This is a genomic window from Rhodococcus sp. JCM 9793 (genome assembly GCF_055380405.1).
Genome location: NZ_AP043721.1, coordinates 1,243,130 through 1,260,267 on the forward strand (window position 1 = coordinate 1,243,130; position 17,138 = coordinate 1,260,267).

Genomic DNA, 17,138 nt, shown 5'->3' on the forward strand with positions numbered 1-17,138 from the left:
GCCATCGTCGATGACGGTGGCCTCTACTCGTTCAAGTGATTCTCTACAGGTTGGCGATGCGCGGCGCAGATCCCGACGCGCGAATGGCAGCCCCTGCTTCCCGTGTCAATTCCTTGGAACTGCCCAGCAGTCCGTCGAGGAACAGTCCGCGGCGGATGTGACGATGCAGGTCGTGTTCGTCGGTGAACCCGATACCGCCGAGCACCTGCTGGCAATGCCGCGCGGCCGTCACCGCGGCCTTACCTGCTGCGGCCTTGGCCAGCAGTGAACTGAAATCGTCGTTCGCCACGAGGAGCGCCGCTTCGGCACCCTCGATCGCCACGAAGGTCTCGGAGAGCTTGTGGCGTACCGCCTGGAATCCGGAGATGGGCTTGCCGAACTGGGTGCGGCTGAGCGCGTGGGTCCGGGCGAGATCCAGCATGGTGCGGCTCGTGCCCACCAGCCACCACCCGAGCGCGCGCCGACCAGCAGCGACCGGCACCGGATTCCCGGAATCGACCACCTCGACGGTGAGTTCCTTGTCGAGCACCTCGGTGGTCCGCTGCGTGCGGTGCCACACGATCCACGAACCGCCCGCGTACGGGAGCGGAACAGTGCCCCCCAGCTCGGCTCCGGCCTCGGCCAGGATCACGTCGTTGATCACGGGTGCGTGCGCGCCGGTCTCACCCAGTAGCCGGAAAACCAGGGGGATCGCCACATCGGGCATCTCGCTGAGCATGTCGTGCCAGCCGAGCTCGCCGAGTGCCGAGTCGAGTGCGACGCCCGAGGTGGTCTCCATCGTCTTGCGGAGCGTGTCCTCGAGTAGTGCGAGTTCCGAATCGACCGCCGGTGCAGTGTCGTTCGTGGTCATCACTCTTTCCCCAGTTGCAGTAGACGGCGGGCGATGATGTTGCGCTGGATCTCTGCGGTACCGCCGTAGATCGACGCGGCCCGCGAATACAGGAATTCGGTCCGGAGCTCGGTGTCGAACAATTCGATCCTGCCGGGGATCAGATCCCGGGCGGTGTCGAACAGTTGCTGCTCCGCGGTCGCCAGCAGCACCTTGTCCACCGAGGTCTCCGGGCCCAGCGGCAGACCTGCCTGGAGGCGCTTCTGCGTGCTGTACGAGCGGCTCCTCACCGTGTGCAGCGCGAGGTAGGCGTCGCCGAGTTCCCGGTCGTCGGCTGGATCCGAGACGGCTGCAATCTGGTCGAGACGCGTGAACAGGTACGCGATCCGGTGCCAGAAGCACGACGAACGTTCGTGCGGCAGCAGATCCATCGCGAGCTTCCAGCCGTCTCCGGGATTCCCCAGCATCCGATCGGCGGGCACCACGACATCGTCGAAGTAGACCTCGCAGAATTCTTCGCGGTCGTGCATCGTCGTCAGTGGCCGGACAGTGATGCCCGGGGTGTCCATGTCGAGGAAGAACGCGGTGATGCCGTCGTGTCCGGGACCCGTGCGGGTGAGGAGCACACATCGGGTTGCGAACTGCGCCAGCGAGGTCCACACCTTCTGCCCGTTGATCACCCACTGGTCGCCGCGCTGTTCGGCGCGGGTGGACAGCGATGCCAGGTCGCTACCCGAGCCGGGCTCGGAGAAGCCCTGGCACCACTGTTCGCTGCCGTCGAGCAGTCGCGGCACCATCTCGGCGGCCAGTTCCGGCCTCGCATACTTGATCATGGTGGGCGCGAGGACCTCGATCATCGAGTAGATACCCGGCTCGGCGAGGTCGCGTGTTGCGACCTCCTCGCCGAGTACCGCCCGCAGCATCGCGGGCCCGCCGAGGCCTCCGACCTCGGCCGGCCATCCGTAACGCATCCATCCGGCGTCGTAGAGAGCGCGCCGGACCCGACCCAGCTGCTCGACGTGTTCGTCGAACGTGAGGTCGGGTCCGGGGGTGAGATCGTTCTCGTCCAGCCAGGCACGAACTGCTGTCCTGAACTCCTGGACACTCCCCGTTGCTTCGCTCGCCTGGACACTCCCCGTCGCGTCGCTCGCCCCGGTGAGGTTCATGCCGTCGGTGCCTCGAATGCGTGCGGGATTCCCGAGTCGTGCACACCGCTGCGACGGATGAACGTCATCTTGCGGGTCTTCAGACGCCACCCGTCGTCGGTGCGGACATAGGCGTCGGTGTAGTACCCGATCCGCATGTCGTGTGCCGAATGCTCGACGAAGCACAGTGGTTGGGTCCCGGTCGCAGAGTCGCCGTCGAGTGCGATCAGTGCGGTGCCGGTCATGAAGAGTCCTTGCGGTGCCGCTGCGACCAACTCCGGAAACTGATCGAGGGTGAACGCATCACCGAAGGCGCTGTAGGTGCCGTCGGGCGTGAAGACGGCGACGACGCCGTCGACGTCCCCCTTGGTCATGTTCACGGCGTACCGCGCGAGGAGTTGATTGATCTCTACGAGATCGTCACTTGTTGACATAGACCTTTCCGCCTTTCATCACGAACCGAACGTCCTGGGTGACGGTGATGTCCTCTGTGGGATCACCCGGGACAGCGATGATGTCGGCGAGCAGACCCTCGACGAGGCGGCCACGGTCGTCGACACCGATCAGCTCGGCCGCGTTGATCGTCGCGGCCTGGATGACCGCCAGCGGCGGGAGTCCCCGGTCGACCAGCGCGACGATCTCGTCGGCATTCTTGCCGTGCGGAATCGCCGGAGCATCGGTTCCGACTGCGATCTTGACGCCGGCCTTGTACGCCGCCAGCACGGAAGTGCGTGCCTTCGGGAACATCTCGGCAGCCTTCGCCTGGAGTTCGGGCGGGGCGTGGGAGGTGTCCATTGCGTCGGCAAGACGTGTAGTGGGGACCAGCCACGTGCCGTTCTCCACCATCTGATCGATCGCGTCGTCGTCGATGAGGAATCCGTGCTCGATGCAGTCGATACCCGCTGCAACTGCGTGGCGCACCGCCTCGGCGCCGTGCGTGTGCGACGCGACCTTCAAGCCGCGCCGGTGTGCCTCGTCGACTATCGCGCGCAACTCCTCATCGGAATAGTGCTGGGCGCCTGCAGATCCGGTCATCGACATCACGCCGCCGGAGACACACACCTTGATGAGCTGGGCGCCGTGCTTGATCTGGTATCGGACGGCCTTGCGAACCTCGTCGACACCGTTGGCGATGCCTTCTTCGATGGTCAGATCGAGAACACCGGGTGCGAAGGCCGCGAACATCGTCGGATCCAGGTGACCGCCGGTCGGGGTGATCGCGTGACCGGCAGGAACGATGCGCGGTCCGTCCACCCATCCGGCGTCGATCGCCTTACCGAGTGCGACGTCGAGGAGATAACCGCCGGTCTTCACGAACAGTCCCAGATTTCGGACGGTCGTGAAGCCGGCACGCAGCGTGCGGCGGGAATTGCCCACCGCACGCAGCATGCGCAGCGGAGGATCGTCCTGCACCGTGGAGTAGACGGGCTTCTCGCCGCGCCCACCCATGAGCAGGTTGACCTCCATGTCCATCAGACCCGGCATGAGGATCTGATCACCGAGATCGATGACCTCGCCGCGTGGTTCGCCGCCGACACCCGCAATCCGGTCGCCGTCGATGTGGATGATTCCCGGTCGGATGATCTCGCCGGTCTCGACATCGAGGAGGCCGGCTGCCTTGAGCGTCAGCATGCGGTTACACCACCGGTTCTTTGGTGATTTCGGCCCAGGCGGCGCCGCTGTCGGGGACGCGGGGCTGCTTCCAGACTTCGACGGGGAAGGAGACCATGACCAGTGACTGCATCAGGTGCATGACGGTGCGTGCATCGTCGGGCAGGTCGTCGAGGTCGAACTTGTCGCAGAAGGCGATGGCGTCTTCGAGGCGGGGGAATGCGGCGTTGTAGAACTCCTGCATTTCCGGCATCGTCGAGGCGAGTCGCTTGGCGTAGCGTTCGGGTTCGGTGGCCAGGTCCCAGCCGATGTAGGGCTCGAGGTCGGCGAATTCAGTTGGCAGAGGCATCGCGGTACTCCTTGACGTAGTCTCCGACGGTCTTGTGGAGGTGACGCAGGAGAAGCTCCTGGTCGCAGAGGGGGAATTCGGTCACCGTGCGGGTGCCGATCATCGTTTGGGTGGCTTCGAGGGTGTTGGCGTCCTGGAGGGCGTATTCCTTGAAGGTCACCGCGGCGAGTTCCTGTGCGAGGCGCTCGCGGGCGTTCTTCGGGGGCACGAAGTAGAGGCTGGCCTCGAAGATGTGCTTGTCGACGGCGGTGGGCCAGTAGGCGTAGGTCAGGTACCAGCCCGGCTTCCAGACGAGCAGGGTCATGTTGGGGAAGAACTCGAAGGAGTCCTGGCCCCAGCTGTGGAAGCCGGTGGGGTTCAGTGCGGTGGGCAGCTGGTCGTCGGCGAGGCCGTCGATGTCGGGCTGGTCCCAGGGGCCGAACAGTCCGGAGCGCAGGACGCGTTCGATGGGCTTGACCATGTTGAGGTCCTTGGGCGGTGCCATGCCGCCCCAGGAGGAGATCATCGAGTGCGGGGGCTGCAGGTCGTAGTGCAGGGCTTCGTAGCCGTAGCCGGCGAGCTTGTCTGCTTCGTCCTTGACTGCCTGCTTCATGTGCAGGATCGGTGCGTGGTAGAACTCGGCGAATGCGTCGATGAACAGCTTCCAGTTGGCGCCGATTTCGGCGCGGTAGCTGTAGACCTCGGTCATTTCACCGAAGGGGTAGCCTTCGAGGCCCTTGGCGAAGGTGCCGAGGTAGTCGACGAGGGGGATGGCGTCGGGGTCGAGGTTGATGTAGATGAACCCTTCCCACGTTTCGCAGCGTACGTCCTTGAGGCCGTAGTCGCCCTTGTCGAGGTCGAAGAATTCGCCTTCCTGCTGGACGAAGGTGAGTTCGCCTTCGAGGCTGTAGCGCCAGGCGTGGTATTTGCAGGTGAACTGCTTGCAGCTGCCTGCGGTTTCCTCGCCGGGGAAGTCGTTCCAGACGAGTTTGTTGCCGCGGTGGCGGCAGACGTTGTGGAAGGCGCGGATCTTGCTGTCGTTGCCTTTGACGATGACCAGGGAGGTGCCGGGTCCGGCGGAGGGGAGTTCTTTGGTGAAGTAGGCGCCGACGCGGGGGAGCTGTTCGACGCGGCCGACGTAGAGCCAGGTGCGCTTGAAGATTGCTTCGCGTTCGGCTTCGAAGAAGGCGGGGTCGATGGAGTCGGTGTAGTCGACCGGTGCGGTGCCGAGTTCCGGGTAGTTCTCGGTCCAGCTTCCTGCTGCCGGTTTGGTGAAGTGTGGCAAGGCTCTACCTTTCGTCTGAGAGCACTCTCTCTAGTGAGAATGACGCTCTCACTGATGAAACTTAGGTTTCCATAGAACCGGACCGGCGTCAATCGTCGAGTTGGACAAGGCATGAAAAAGGCGCCGACCCGGACCGAAGTCCCAGGTCGACGCCGAGAAGCTGCCCGAAGAGTGTGTTGCCTACCCGGCAGACGCGGGCCGCCCGAAGCCCTCCAGGATCACGGCAGTGCAGTCGGCAGCGGCCTGACGCAGCGGCAGCGCCTTCTGATAGTCCTCGGATGCGTACCAGGTCTGTGCCGCCTCGACGGACTCGAATTCCAGAACGACAGTCCGGTGGCCGTGCCACTCGCCTTCGAGAACCTGGGGTTCGGCGACGGCAAGGACCCTTGCGCCCGCCTGCACGATCGAGGGGCCGGAGAGCTTGCTGTATGCGGCCATGCCGTCTTGATCCCGGATGGCTTCGGTCAGGATGACATATCCCTTGGGCATCTGCGCTCCTCGGTGTGAGGTGAAGGTGGTTGCCGCACACTATGAGCGGGAAACGTAGCGCGCAAGCCCGGGTCTATCAGGCCCGGGTCAGCGCATCAATTATGTCGGTGGTCGTGTTTATGGTCGCGGTGTGCAACTGCGATACCAGTACCGCGTCTACCCGACACCGGGCCAGCAGGACACGCTGGCCCGGTCGTTCGGGTGTGCACGGGTGGTGTTCAACGACGCACTGCGCGTCCGGCAGGACGCGTACGCGGCCGGGGTGAAGCTCTCGGACACCGACGTGCAGAAACAGGTGGTCACTGAGGCGAAGAAAACCCCGGCGCGGGTGTGGCTTTCCGAGGTGGCGTCGGTGGTGTTGGTGCAGGCCTGTCAGGATGCGCGCCGCGCGTACAGGAACTGGTTCGACTCGATGTCGGGGAAGCGGAAGGGCCGCAGGGTCGGGGCGCCGCGGTTCCGGTCTCGTAAGGACAATAGGCAGGCGATCCGGCTCACCCGCCACGGCTTCAGTATCCGGGCCAACCGGAAGTTGTATGTGGCGAAGGTTGGCGACGTGAAGGTGGCGTGGTCGCGGGATCTGCCGTCGGAGCCGTCGAGTGTGACGATCATCAAGGATGCCGCGGGCCGGTATTTCGCGTCGTTCGTCGTGGAGACGTCCGACGATCCGCTGCCGGAGTGCGATGCGGAGGTGGGTATCGATCTGGGGCTCGCCACGTTCGCGGTGCTCTCGGACGGGAAGGTGATCGAGTCCCCGAAGTTCTTCCGCCGCGCCGAACGGAGGTTGAAGAAGGCGCAGCAGAGCCTGTCCCGCAAGGAGAAGGGATCGAAGAATCGGACCAAGGCACGTGTCCGTGTCGGAAGGCCCACGCCAGGGTGGCCGATGCCCGCAAGGATTGGGCGCATCAACGCTCCACGGTGATCATCCGCGAGAATCAAGCGGTGTTCGTCGAGGACTTGTGCGTCACCGGGTTGGCGCGGACGCGGCTGGCGAAGTCGGTGCACGATGCCGGGTGGGGCATGTTCACCCGGTTGCTGGAGGAGAAGGCCGCCCGGTATGGGCGCACCTTCGTGAAGGTCAACAGGTTCTTCCCGTCGTCGCAGCTCTGCTCGGTGTGTGGGAGGGTGGACGGGCCGAAACCGTTGTCCGTGCGCACCTGGTCGTGTCCATGCGGGGCGGTCCACGATCGCGATCTGAATGCTGCCATCAACATCCACGCCGCAGGACGTGCGGAGTGGTTAAACGCCTGCGGAGAGACGGTAAGTCTCCTCGCCTAGCGGGGAGCGCGACTCGATGAAACAGGAACCCGCCGATGCGGCACGTGTTGCCGCGGTAGGAATCCCGGTCGTTTACGGCCGGGAGGGCGTCAAAGACGCCCGCCCCCACGGTCGGAACCATGAGGGCGGGCGAGGTGTTCGGTGTGGAGCGGGGCTACGAGATCGAGATTGCGCGCTCGGGGCAACTCGCGACGGCTTCGCGAACGTTGTCTTCGTGTTCGGCCGGAACTTCGGACACGAGCGTCACGGCGTAGCCGCCGTCGCTCAGCTCGAAGACCTCCGGACAGATCGCGAGGCAGAAGCCGTGGCCACGGCACGCATCATCGTCGACATGAACCTTCACTTGCTGTCACCCTCTGCGACGGTGCCACTGTTGTCGCCTGCCGCGACGGTGTATTCCAGATTGAGGTTCAGCAGACCACGAAGGATGAAGGTGGGCAGGTAGTCGAACTTCCTGTCGCCCTCGGGCCCATGGACCTCTTCGGAAAGCTTGATGTCGATGGTCCGCTCCAGGAGGCGCTGGATACCCACGCGTCCCTCGGTACGGGCGAGGGGTGCACCAGGGCACGCATGGACACCGCGGCCGAATGCGATGTGGGTACGCGCGTTGCGGCGCTCGAGGTCGAATTCCTCCGGGTCGGAGAACTGCCGCGAGTCGCGGTTGGCGGCGCCGTTCAGGAGCATCAGGATGGTGCCGGCCGGAACTTCGACACCGCCGACTTCGGTCGGAATCTTGGAGAGTCGGAAGTCGCCCTTGATCGGGCTCTCCATCCGCAGCGCCTCTTCGATGAAATTGGGGATCTTCTCCGGGTCGTCGCGGAGGGCCTGCTGGATCTCGGGATTCTCGGCGATGATTCGGAGGCCGGAGCTCAGCAACCGCACCGTGGTCTCCTGACCGGCGGAGAAGACGTTCGCCGCAATGCGTAGGACATCGTCGACCGGAGGAAGTGTGCCGTCGGGGAACGTCGCGGTCGCGAGCCCGGTCAGGACGTCGTCCGTGGGGTTCTCGCGACGATCCTCGATGTACTCCCCGAACTTCTTGTAGAGGAACTCGAGCGGGTTCAGCTTCATCGACTCTCCCTCGGTGCTGCCGAGAGTGAAGCCGCCTTCCGTCGCCAGGTTCAGGCCCGCGATGAACTCTGCATGGTCGCTTTCCGGTACGCCGAGAAGGTCGGCGATGACGAGCATCGCGAAGGGACCGGCGAATTCGCTGATGTAGTCGCCTTCGCCCTTGGCCAGGATGTTGTCGAGGAGCTTGTCGGCCAGGCGGTAGATGAACTCTTCGTTCTCCTTGAGGCGCTTGGGGGTGATCAGGCGCATCAACAGGCCGCGATGGTCCGCATGCTGGGGCGGGTCCATCGTGGGGAGCTGATCGCTCATCGGCAGCGAGGGGCGGTGCTCCTCGATGAGGTCGGAGATGTCGTCGCTCTCGGCCGGGAGCGGGAAGCCCGAGAAGGGGCCGGTAACCGAGATGCACGAGGAGTAGGACTTCTCATCGCTGAGGACCTGGATTGCTTCCTCGTATCCGGTCACCATCATGACGTTGTGGTGCGGCTCGCGCTTGACGGGGCAACTCGCGCGCATCCCGTCGTAGTACGGGTTGGGGTCCCCGACGAACTCGGGGTCGGTGAAGAAGTTCTTCGTCTCGATGTCGGTCATCATTTCCTCTCGAGAATCAAGCTTCGGGCTGTGGCCGAGCGCGGCCCCGAGTCGCGGTCAGTGCCGCGCCGACGCCGAGTCTCGTCGCACATCAAATCACGCTCCTCGATCCGTCTCACTCAGGGATGTTTCGTACATATCGGACTTGTGATGCTGCACAGGGAAATTGATCCCGCGGTGTAGTTGATCTTGGTGATGTCACTCTCGATCGCGGCAACCCTGTGGCTGGCATCACAAGCGAAGGCCCCGAAATGCAAGCGTGCCCGTGTCCGAACGACGACTGTCGCTCGGACACGGGCACGATTTGTAGCGGGTGCAACTGCTATCTCGCAGGTCCTGTTCTCAGCGGGGCTGCTTGTCTCAGACCACCGGTTCTTTGGTGATTTCGGCCCAGGCGGCGCCGCTGTCGGGGACGCGGGGCTGCTTCCAGACTTCGACGGGGAAGGAGACCATGACCAGTGACTGCATCAGGTGCATGACGGTGCGTGCATCGTCGGGCAGGTCGTCGAGGTCGAACTTGTCGCAGAAGGCGATGGCGTCTTCGAGGCGGGGGAATGCGGCGTTGTAGAACTCCTGCATTTCCGGCATCGTCGAGGCGAGTCGCTTGGCGTAGCGTTCGGGTTCGGTGGCCAGGTCCCAGCCGATGTAGGGCTCGAGGTCGGCGAATTCAGTTGGCAGAGGCATCGCGGTACTCCTTGACGTAGTCTCCGACGGTCTTGTGGAGGTGACGCAGGAGAAGCTCCTGGTCGCAGAGGGGGAATTCGGTCACCGTGCGGGTGCCGATCATCGTTTGGGTGGCTTCGAGGGTGTTGGCGTCCTGGAGGGCGTATTCCTTGAAGGTCACCGCGGCGAGTTCCTGTGCGAGGCGCTCGCGGGCGTTCTTCGGGGGCACGAAGTAGAGGCTGGCCTCGAAGATGTGCTTGTCGACGGCGGTGGGCCAGTAGGCGTAGGTCAGGTACCAGCCCGGCTTCCAGACGAGCAGGGTCATGTTGGGGAAGAACTCGAAGGAGTCCTGGCCCCAGCTGTGGAAGCCGGTGGGGTTCAGTGCGGTGGGCAGCTGGTCGTCGGCGAGGCCGTCGATGTCGGGCTGGTCCCAGGGGCCGAACAGTCCGGAGCGCAGGACGCGTTCGATGGGCTTGACCATGTTGAGGTCCTTGGGCGGTGCCATGCCGCCCCAGGAGGAGATCATCGAGTGCGGGGGCTGCAGGTCGTAGTGCAGGGCTTCGTAGCCGTAGCCGGCGAGCTTGTCTGCTTCGTCCTTGACTGCCTGCTTCATGTGCAGGATCGGTGCGTGGTAGAACTCGGCGAATGCGTCGATGAACAGCTTCCAGTTGGCGCCGATTTCGGCGCGGTAGCTGTAGACCTCGGTCATTTCACCGAAGGGGTAGCCTTCGAGGCCCTTGGCGAAGGTGCCGAGGTAGTCGACGAGGGGGATGGCGTCGGGGTCGAGGTTGATGTAGATGAACCCTTCCCACGTTTCGCAGCGTACGTCCTTGAGGCCGTAGTCGCCCTTGTCGAGGTCGAAGAATTCGCCTTCCTGCTGGACGAAGGTGAGTTCGCCTTCGAGGCTGTAGCGCCAGGCGTGGTATTTGCAGGTGAACTGCTTGCAGCTGCCTGCGGTTTCCTCGCCGGGGAAGTCGTTCCAGACGAGTTTGTTGCCGCGGTGGCGGCAGACGTTGTGGAAGGCGCGGATCTTGCTGTCGTTGCCTTTGACGATGACCAGGGAGGTGCCGGGTCCGGCGGAGGGGAGTTCTTTGGTGAAGTAGGCGCCGACGCGGGGGAGCTGTTCGACGCGGCCGACGTAGAGCCAGGTGCGCTTGAAGATTGCTTCGCGTTCGGCTTCGAAGAAGGCGGGGTCGATGGAGTCGGTGTAGTCGACCGGTGCGGTGCCGAGTTCCGGGTAGTTCTCGGTCCAGCTTCCTGCTGCCGGTTTGGTGAAGTGTGGCAAGGCTCTACCTTTCGTCTGAGAGCACTCTCTCTAGTGAGAATGACGCTCTCACTGATGAAACTTAGGTTTCCATAGAACCGGACCGGCGTCAATCGTCGAGTTGGACAAGGCATGAAAAAGGCGCCGACCCGGACCGAAGTCCCAGGTCGACGCCGAGAAGCTGCCCGAAGAGTGTGTTGCCTACCCGGCAGACGCGGGCCGCCCGAAGCCCTCCAGGATCACGGCAGTGCAGTCGGCAGCGGCCTGACGCAGCGGCAGCGCCTTCTGATAGTCCTCGGATGCGTACCAGGTCTGTGCCGCCTCGACGGACTCGAATTCCAGAACGACAGTCCGGTGGCCGTGCCACTCGCCTTCGAGAACCTGGGGTTCGGCGACGGCAAGGACCCTTGCGCCCGCCTGCACGATCGAGGGGCCGGAGAGCTTGCTGTATGCGGCCATGCCGTCTTGATCCCGGATGGCTTCGGTCAGGATGACATATCCCTTGGGCATCTGCGCTCCTCGGTGTGAGGTGAAGGTGGTTGCCGCACACTATGAGCGGGAAACGTAGCGCGCAAGCCCGGGTCTATCAGGCCCGGGTCAGCGCATCAATTATGTCGGTGGTCGTGTTTATGGTCGCGGTGTGCAACTGCGATACCAGTACCGCGTCTACCCGACACCGGGCCAGCAGGACACGCTGGCCCGGTCGTTCGGGTGTGCACGGGTGGTGTTCAACGACGCACTGCGCGTCCGGCAGGACGCGTACGCGGCCGGGGTGAAGCTCTCGGACACCGACGTGCAGAAACAGGTGGTCACTGAGGCGAAGAAAACCCCGGCGCGGGTGTGGCTTTCCGAGGTGGCGTCGGTGGTGTTGGTGCAGGCCTGTCAGGATGCGCGCCGCGCGTACAGGAACTGGTTCGACTCGATGTCGGGGAAGCGGAAGGGCCGCAGGGTCGGGGCGCCGCGGTTCCGGTCTCGTAAGGACAATAGGCAGGCGATCCGGCTCACCCGCCACGGCTTCAGTATCCGGGCCAACCGGAAGTTGTATGTGGCGAAGGTTGGCGACGTGAAGGTGGCGTGGTCGCGGGATCTGCCGTCGGAGCCGTCGAGTGTGACGATCATCAAGGATGCCGCGGGCCGGTATTTCGCGTCGTTCGTCGTGGAGACGTCCGACGATCCGCTGCCGGAGTGCGATGCGGAGGTGGGTATCGATCTGGGGCTCGCCACGTTCGCGGTGCTCTCGGACGGGAAGGTGATCGAGTCCCCGAAGTTCTTCCGCCGCGCCGAACGGAGGTTGAAGAAGGCGCAGCAGAGCCTGTCCCGCAAGGAGAAGGGATCGAAGAATCGGACCAAGGCACGTGTCCGTGTCGGAAGGCCCACGCCAGGGTGGCCGATGCCCGCAAGGATTGGGCGCATCAACGCTCCACGGTGATCATCCGCGAGAATCAAGCGGTGTTCGTCGAGGACTTGTGCGTCACCGGGTTGGCGCGGACGCGGCTGGCGAAGTCGGTGCACGATGCCGGGTGGGGCATGTTCACCCGGTTGCTGGAGGAGAAGGCCGCCCGGTATGGGCGCACCTTCGTGAAGGTCAACAGGTTCTTCCCGTCGTCGCAGCTCTGCTCGGTGTGTGGGAGGGTGGACGGGCCGAAACCGTTGTCCGTGCGCACCTGGTCGTGTCCATGCGGGGCGGTCCACGATCGCGATCTGAATGCTGCCATCAACATCCACGCCGCAGGACGTGCGGAGTGGTTAAACGCCTGCGGAGAGACGGTAAGTCTCCTCGCCTAGCGGGGAGCGCGACTCGATGAAACAGGAACCCGCCGATGCGGCACGTGTTGCCGCGGTAGGAATCCCGGTCGTTTACGGCCGGGAGGGCGTCAAAGACGCCCGCCCCCACGGTCGGAACCATGAGGGCGGGCGAGGTGTTCGGTGTGGAGCGGGGCTACGAGATCGAGATTGCGCGCTCGGGGCAACTCGCGACGGCTTCGCGAACGTTGTCTTCGTGTTCGGCCGGAACTTCGGACACGAGCGTCACGGCGTAGCCGCCGTCGCTCAGCTCGAAGACCTCCGGACAGATCGCGAGGCAGAAGCCGTGGCCACGGCACGCATCATCGTCGACATGAACCTTCACTTGCTGTCACCCTCTGCGACGGTGCCACTGTTGTCGCCTGCCGCGACGGTGTATTCCAGATTGAGGTTCAGCAGACCACGAAGGATGAAGGTGGGCAGGTAGTCGAACTTCCTGTCGCCCTCGGGCCCATGGACCTCTTCGGAAAGCTTGATGTCGATGGTCCGCTCCAGGAGGCGCTGGATACCCACGCGTCCCTCGGTACGGGCGAGGGGTGCACCAGGGCACGCATGGACACCGCGGCCGAATGCGATGTGGGTACGCGCGTTGCGGCGCTCGAGGTCGAATTCCTCCGGGTCGGAGAACTGCCGCGAGTCGCGGTTGGCGGCGCCGTTCAGGAGCATCAGGATGGTGCCGGCCGGAACTTCGACACCGCCGACTTCGGTCGGAATCTTGGAGAGTCGGAAGTCGCCCTTGATCGGGCTCTCCATCCGCAGCGCCTCTTCGATGAAATTGGGGATCTTCTCCGGGTCGTCGCGGAGGGCCTGCTGGATCTCGGGATTCTCGGCGATGATTCGGAGGCCGGAGCTCAGCAACCGCACCGTGGTCTCCTGACCGGCGGAGAAGACGTTCGCCGCAATGCGTAGGACATCGTCGACCGGAGGAAGTGTGCCGTCGGGGAACGTCGCGGTCGCGAGCCCGGTCAGGACGTCGTCCGTGGGGTTCTCGCGACGATCCTCGATGTACTCCCCGAACTTCTTGTAGAGGAACTCGAGCGGGTTCAGCTTCATCGACTCTCCCTCGGTGCTGCCGAGAGTGAAGCCGCCTTCCGTCGCCAGGTTCAGGCCCGCGATGAACTCTGCATGGTCGCTTTCCGGTACGCCGAGAAGGTCGGCGATGACGAGCATCGCGAAGGGACCGGCGAATTCGCTGATGTAGTCGCCTTCGCCCTTGGCCAGGATGTTGTCGAGGAGCTTGTCGGCCAGGCGGTAGATGAACTCTTCGTTCTCCTTGAGGCGCTTGGGGGTGATCAGGCGCATCAACAGGCCGCGATGGTCCGCATGCTGGGGCGGGTCCATCGTGGGGAGCTGATCGCTCATCGGCAGCGAGGGGCGGTGCTCCTCGATGAGGTCGGAGATGTCGTCGCTCTCGGCCGGGAGCGGGAAGCCCGAGAAGGGGCCGGTAACCGAGATGCACGAGGAGTAGGACTTCTCATCGCTGAGGACCTGGATTGCTTCCTCGTATCCGGTCACCATCATGACGTTGTGGTGCGGCTCGCGCTTGACGGGGCAACTCGCGCGCATCCCGTCGTAGTACGGGTTGGGGTCCCCGACGAACTCGGGGTCGGTGAAGAAGTTCTTCGTCTCGATGTCGGTCATCATTTCCTCTCGAGAATCAAGCTTCGGGCTGTGGCCGAGCGCGGCCCCGAGTCGCGGTCAGTGCCGCGCCGACGCCGAGTCTCGTCGCACATCAAATCACGCTCCTCGATCCGTCTCACTCAGGGATGTTTCGTACATATCGGACTTGTGATGCTGCACAGGGAAATTGATCCCGCGGTGTAGTTGATCTTGGTGATGTCACTCTCGATCGCGGCAACCCTGTGGCTGGCATCACAAGCGAAGGCCCCGAAATGCAAGCGTGCCCGTGTCCGAACGACGACTGTCGCTCGGACACGGGCACGATTTGTAGCGGGTGCAACTGCTATCTCGCAGGTCCTGTTCTCAGCGGGGCTGCTTGTCTCAGACCACCGGTTCTTTGGTGATTTCGGCCCAGGCGGCGCCGCTGTCGGGGACGCGGGGCTGCTTCCAGACTTCGACGGGGAAGGAGACCATGACCAGTGACTGCATCAGGTGCATGACGGTGCGTGCATCGTCGGGCAGGTCGTCGAGGTCGAACTTGTCGCAGAAGGCGATGGCGTCTTCGAGGCGGGGGAATGCGGCGTTGTAGAACTCCTGCATTTCCGGCATCGTCGAGGCGAGTCGCTTGGCGTAGCGTTCGGGTTCGGTGGCCAGGTCCCAGCCGATGTAGGGCTCGAGGTCGGCGAATTCAGTTGGCAGAGGCATCGCGGTACTCCTTGACGTAGTCTCCGACGGTCTTGTGGAGGTGACGCAGGAGAAGCTCCTGGTCGCAGAGGGGGAATTCGGTCACCGTGCGGGTGCCGATCATCGTTTGGGTGGCTTCGAGGGTGTTGGCGTCCTGGAGGGCGTATTCCTTGAAGGTCACCGCGGCGAGTTCCTGTGCGAGGCGCTCGCGGGCGTTCTTCGGGGGCACGAAGTAGAGGCTGGCCTCGAAGATGTGCTTGTCGACGGCGGTGGGCCAGTAGGCGTAGGTCAGGTACCAGCCCGGCTTCCAGACGAGCAGGGTCATGTTGGGGAAGAACTCGAAGGAGTCCTGGCCCCAGCTGTGGAAGCCGGTGGGGTTCAGTGCGGTGGGCAGCTGGTCGTCGGCGAGGCCGTCGATGTCGGGCTGGTCCCAGGGGCCGAACAGTCCGGAGCGCAGGACGCGTTCGATGGGCTTGACCATGTTGAGGTCCTTGGGCGGTGCCATGCCGCCCCAGGAGGAGATCATCGAGTGCGGGGGCTGCAGGTCGTAGTGCAGGGCTTCGTAGCCGTAGCCGGCGAGCTTGTCTGCTTCGTCCTTGACTGCCTGCTTCATGTGCAGGATCGGTGCGTGGTAGAACTCGGCGAATGCGTCGATGAACAGCTTCCAGTTGGCGCCGATTTCGGCGCGGTAGCTGTAGACCTCGGTCATTTCACCGAAGGGGTAGCCTTCGAGGCCCTTGGCGAAGGTGCCGAGGTAGTCGACGAGGGGGATGGCGTCGGGGTCGAGGTTGATGTAGATGAACCCTTCCCACGTTTCGCAGCGTACGTCCTTGAGGCCGTAGTCGCCCTTGTCGAGGTCGAAGAATTCGCCTTCCTGCTGGACGAAGGTGAGTTCGCCTTCGAGGCTGTAGCGCCAGGCGTGGTATTTGCAGGTGAACTGCTTGCAGCTGCCTGCGGTTTCCTCGCCGGGGAAGTCGTTCCAGACGAGTTTGTTGCCGCGGTGGCGGCAGACGTTGTGGAAGGCGCGGATCTTGCTGTCGTTGCCTTTGACGATGACCAGGGAGGTGCCGGGTCCGGCGGAGGGGAGTTCTTTGGTGAAGTAGGCGCCGACGCGGGGGAGCTGTTCGACGCGGCCGACGTAGAGCCAGGTGCGCTTGAAGATTGCTTCGCGTTCGGCTTCGAAGAAGGCGGGGTCGATGGAGTCGGTGTAGTCGACCGGTGCGGTGCCGAGTTCCGGGTAGTTCTCGGTCCAGCTTCCTGCTGCCGGTTTGGTGAAGTGTGGCAAGGCTCTACCTTTCGCTTTCGAACTCGATGCCGAATGTGTTGTAGGCCATGGCCAACAGGCCGTAACCGCCTACGGTGAAGATGAAGTCCATACGTTGCTGCTCGCTGAGGTGTTCTCCGAGCGCGGTCCATGTCTGCTCGGACAGTGCGGCGTTCTGGTGGAGTTCGTCGACTGCTGAGAGGAGGCGGTTCTCGAACTCGTCCTCGGCGGTACCGGCCAGTGCGGCTTCGATCTCCGGGCGGGTCAGCCCGCCTTCTTCCTCTGCCATCCGGATGTGATGGCTGCGCTCGTACTCGCACTGGTACACCTGTGCCACGCGCAGGATCGTCATCTCTCGCAGTCTCGGCGACAGCGTGGACCGGAAGAGCAGGTGCACGCTGAATCCGAGAAACGCCTTCGTCAGATCCGGGTGGCGGACGAGCGTCGCCATGGCAGTGCCGGCCTGCTCCGGATTCCTCATGTGCCGGGGCATGAGCCCCTTCAATGCGGAATCGACGCGCTCGTCCCATTGGTCTGCCGGCAGCGGGGGCACTAGAGCCATGCCGAACTCCTCCTCCATGAGAATCACATTCTCGTTTACGGATGCTAGATTCTCATGGCTCGTGCGGATAGTCAACAATTGGTGTCACGATGGCTGAATTCGCTGGTACCGAGCATGTCTCGACCCCCGTCGGGTGCCGTGCGTCCTGCCGGGTCGAATGAATCGACCTCGCCTGACCTCGATGCCCGTATGTCAAGAGCATATTGATTCTCCGGATGCGAGAAGATAGTTTCCTTAAAGAGAGAGCACTGTGCGACCGTCGGCGACCCGACGCGCGCAGACCGTCTGCCGAAAGAGAGGTTTCCCGTGACTGCAACCCTGCGCCCAGGTGGGCAACTTGCCAGCACCGTCTGCACCACTCGAGTTGTGGTCGTGCGCGCTCCCGCGGATAGTGCGCAGGTGATCGCGTGTGGTGGAAGCCCGATGATCCCGGCTCCTCCCGGCAAGCCGGACGCCAAGCCCGCCGGCGACGTGATCACCCTTCTGGGGAAGCGTTACGTCGATGCCGACGGGTCGATCGAGGTGCTGTGCACGTCACCCGGAACCGGCGAACTGTCCTACGGCGGCACCCCGATGACCATCAAGGCAGCCAAGGCACTGCCTGCCTCCGATTGATTCGCTCGATCGCAAGATTTCAAGAGAAGGCCAGGCGGCTGC

Annotated in this window: 18 protein-coding genes and 2 pseudogenes; 3 read left to right on the plus strand and 17 right to left on the minus strand. The window is 63.8% G+C overall.

The annotated features are described in order from the left end of the window. Positions 1 to 43: 43 nt before the first annotated feature. The 7 genes from ACZ46K_RS08015 to ACZ46K_RS08045 form a co-directional block, all read right to left on the minus strand. Entirely contained in the window at positions 44 to 850 is an 807-nt protein-coding gene (locus ACZ46K_RS08015) for an acyl-CoA dehydrogenase family protein (protein WP_054806622.1), read from the minus strand. Then, positions 850 to 1,995: an acyl-CoA dehydrogenase family protein gene (locus tag ACZ46K_RS08020; RefSeq protein ID WP_054806623.1), complete on the minus strand. Its 1,146-nt coding sequence runs from the start codon at positions 1,993 to 1,995 to the stop codon at positions 850 to 852. The genes ACZ46K_RS08015 and ACZ46K_RS08020 overlap by 1 nt, the downstream gene beginning before the upstream one ends. Further along, positions 1,992 to 2,408: a nuclear transport factor 2 family protein gene (locus ACZ46K_RS08025; protein WP_054806624.1), complete on the minus strand. Its 417-nt coding sequence runs from the start codon at positions 2,406 to 2,408 to the stop codon at positions 1,992 to 1,994. The genes ACZ46K_RS08020 and ACZ46K_RS08025 overlap by 4 nt, the downstream gene beginning before the upstream one ends. Further along, positions 2,395 to 3,606 carry a metal-dependent hydrolase family protein gene (locus ACZ46K_RS08030; RefSeq protein ID WP_464747558.1) on the minus strand — a complete coding sequence of 404 codons (1,212 nt, stop codon included), beginning with the start codon at positions 3,604 to 3,606 and terminating at the stop codon, positions 2,395 to 2,397. Before ACZ46K_RS08030 ends, ACZ46K_RS08025 begins: the two co-directional genes overlap by 14 nt. Before the next feature lie 4 nt (positions 3,607 to 3,610). Beyond that, a complete protein-coding gene (locus ACZ46K_RS08035) occupies positions 3,611 to 3,934 on the minus strand; it encodes a hypothetical protein (RefSeq protein WP_054807988.1) in 324 nt (107 codons plus the stop codon). Beyond that, a complete protein-coding gene (locus tag ACZ46K_RS08040; protein WP_378488470.1) occupies positions 3,918 to 5,198 on the minus strand; it encodes an aromatic ring-hydroxylating oxygenase subunit alpha in 1,281 nt (426 codons plus the stop codon). The genes ACZ46K_RS08035 and ACZ46K_RS08040 overlap by 17 nt, the downstream gene beginning before the upstream one ends. Before the next feature lie 180 nt (positions 5,199 to 5,378). Beyond that, positions 5,379 to 5,687 carry a DUF1330 domain-containing protein gene (locus ACZ46K_RS08045; RefSeq protein ID WP_054807640.1) on the minus strand — a complete coding sequence of 103 codons (309 nt, stop codon included), beginning with the start codon at positions 5,685 to 5,687 and terminating at the stop codon, positions 5,379 to 5,381. A 130-nt stretch (positions 5,688 to 5,817) separates the two neighbouring features. Here ACZ46K_RS08045 and ACZ46K_RS08050 point away from each other — a divergent pair. Then, positions 5,818 to 6,962, plus strand: a pseudogene (locus ACZ46K_RS08050) (RNA-guided endonuclease InsQ/TnpB family protein). Between the two features lie 154 nt (positions 6,963 to 7,116). On the opposite strand, the gene ACZ46K_RS08055 reads toward ACZ46K_RS08050, so the two are convergent. The 5 genes from ACZ46K_RS08055 to ACZ46K_RS08075 form a co-directional block, all read right to left on the minus strand. Then, entirely contained in the window at positions 7,117 to 7,305 is a 189-nt protein-coding gene (locus tag ACZ46K_RS08055; protein WP_054807641.1) for a ferredoxin, read from the minus strand. Beyond that, on the minus strand, positions 7,302 to 8,624 hold the full coding sequence (locus ACZ46K_RS08060; protein WP_464747561.1) for a cytochrome P450: 1,323 nt from the start codon (positions 8,622 to 8,624) through the stop codon (positions 7,302 to 7,304). The genes ACZ46K_RS08055 and ACZ46K_RS08060 overlap by 4 nt, the downstream gene beginning before the upstream one ends. Before the next feature lie 357 nt (positions 8,625 to 8,981). Next, a complete protein-coding gene (locus ACZ46K_RS08065) occupies positions 8,982 to 9,305 on the minus strand; it encodes a hypothetical protein (RefSeq protein WP_054807988.1) in 324 nt (107 codons plus the stop codon). Then, positions 9,289 to 10,569: an aromatic ring-hydroxylating oxygenase subunit alpha gene (locus ACZ46K_RS08070; RefSeq protein ID WP_378488470.1), complete on the minus strand. Its 1,281-nt coding sequence runs from the start codon at positions 10,567 to 10,569 to the stop codon at positions 9,289 to 9,291. Before ACZ46K_RS08070 ends, ACZ46K_RS08065 begins: the two co-directional genes overlap by 17 nt. Positions 10,570 to 10,749: 180 nt before the next feature. Then, a complete protein-coding gene (locus ACZ46K_RS08075; RefSeq protein ID WP_054807640.1) occupies positions 10,750 to 11,058 on the minus strand; it encodes a DUF1330 domain-containing protein in 309 nt (102 codons plus the stop codon). Positions 11,059 to 11,188: 130 nt separating this feature from the next. Here ACZ46K_RS08075 and ACZ46K_RS08080 point away from each other — a divergent pair. Then, positions 11,189 to 12,333: pseudogene (locus ACZ46K_RS08080) on the plus strand (RNA-guided endonuclease InsQ/TnpB family protein). Between the two features lie 154 nt (positions 12,334 to 12,487). Here ACZ46K_RS08080 and ACZ46K_RS08085 read toward each other — a convergent pair. The 5 genes from ACZ46K_RS08085 to ACZ46K_RS08105 form a co-directional block, all read right to left on the minus strand. Beyond that, on the minus strand, positions 12,488 to 12,676 hold the full coding sequence (locus ACZ46K_RS08085; RefSeq protein ID WP_054807641.1) for a ferredoxin: 189 nt from the start codon (positions 12,674 to 12,676) through the stop codon (positions 12,488 to 12,490). Beyond that, positions 12,673 to 13,995, minus strand: a complete 1,323-nt coding sequence (locus ACZ46K_RS08090; RefSeq protein ID WP_464747561.1) for a cytochrome P450 — start codon at positions 13,993 to 13,995, stop codon at positions 12,673 to 12,675. The genes ACZ46K_RS08085 and ACZ46K_RS08090 overlap by 4 nt, the downstream gene beginning before the upstream one ends. Positions 13,996 to 14,352: 357 nt before the next feature. Next, positions 14,353 to 14,676: a hypothetical protein gene (locus ACZ46K_RS08095; protein WP_054807988.1), complete on the minus strand. Its 324-nt coding sequence runs from the start codon at positions 14,674 to 14,676 to the stop codon at positions 14,353 to 14,355. Beyond that, positions 14,660 to 15,940: an aromatic ring-hydroxylating oxygenase subunit alpha gene (locus ACZ46K_RS08100; protein WP_378488470.1), complete on the minus strand. Its 1,281-nt coding sequence runs from the start codon at positions 15,938 to 15,940 to the stop codon at positions 14,660 to 14,662. The genes ACZ46K_RS08095 and ACZ46K_RS08100 overlap by 17 nt, the downstream gene beginning before the upstream one ends. 4 nt (positions 15,941 to 15,944) lie before the next feature. Next, the gene (locus tag ACZ46K_RS08105; RefSeq protein WP_464747564.1) at positions 15,945 to 16,481 is read right to left on the minus strand and encodes a carboxymuconolactone decarboxylase family protein; all 537 of its coding nucleotides are present in this window, start codon (positions 16,479 to 16,481) and stop codon (positions 15,945 to 15,947) included. A gap of 306 nt (positions 16,482 to 16,787) precedes the next feature. On the opposite strand from ACZ46K_RS08105, the gene ACZ46K_RS08110 reads away from it, so the two are divergent. After that, positions 16,788 to 17,096, plus strand: coding sequence for a hypothetical protein (locus ACZ46K_RS08110; protein ID WP_054804752.1), 309 nt, complete (start codon positions 16,788 to 16,790; stop codon positions 17,094 to 17,096). The last annotated feature ends 42 nt before the right edge of the window (positions 17,097 to 17,138 follow it).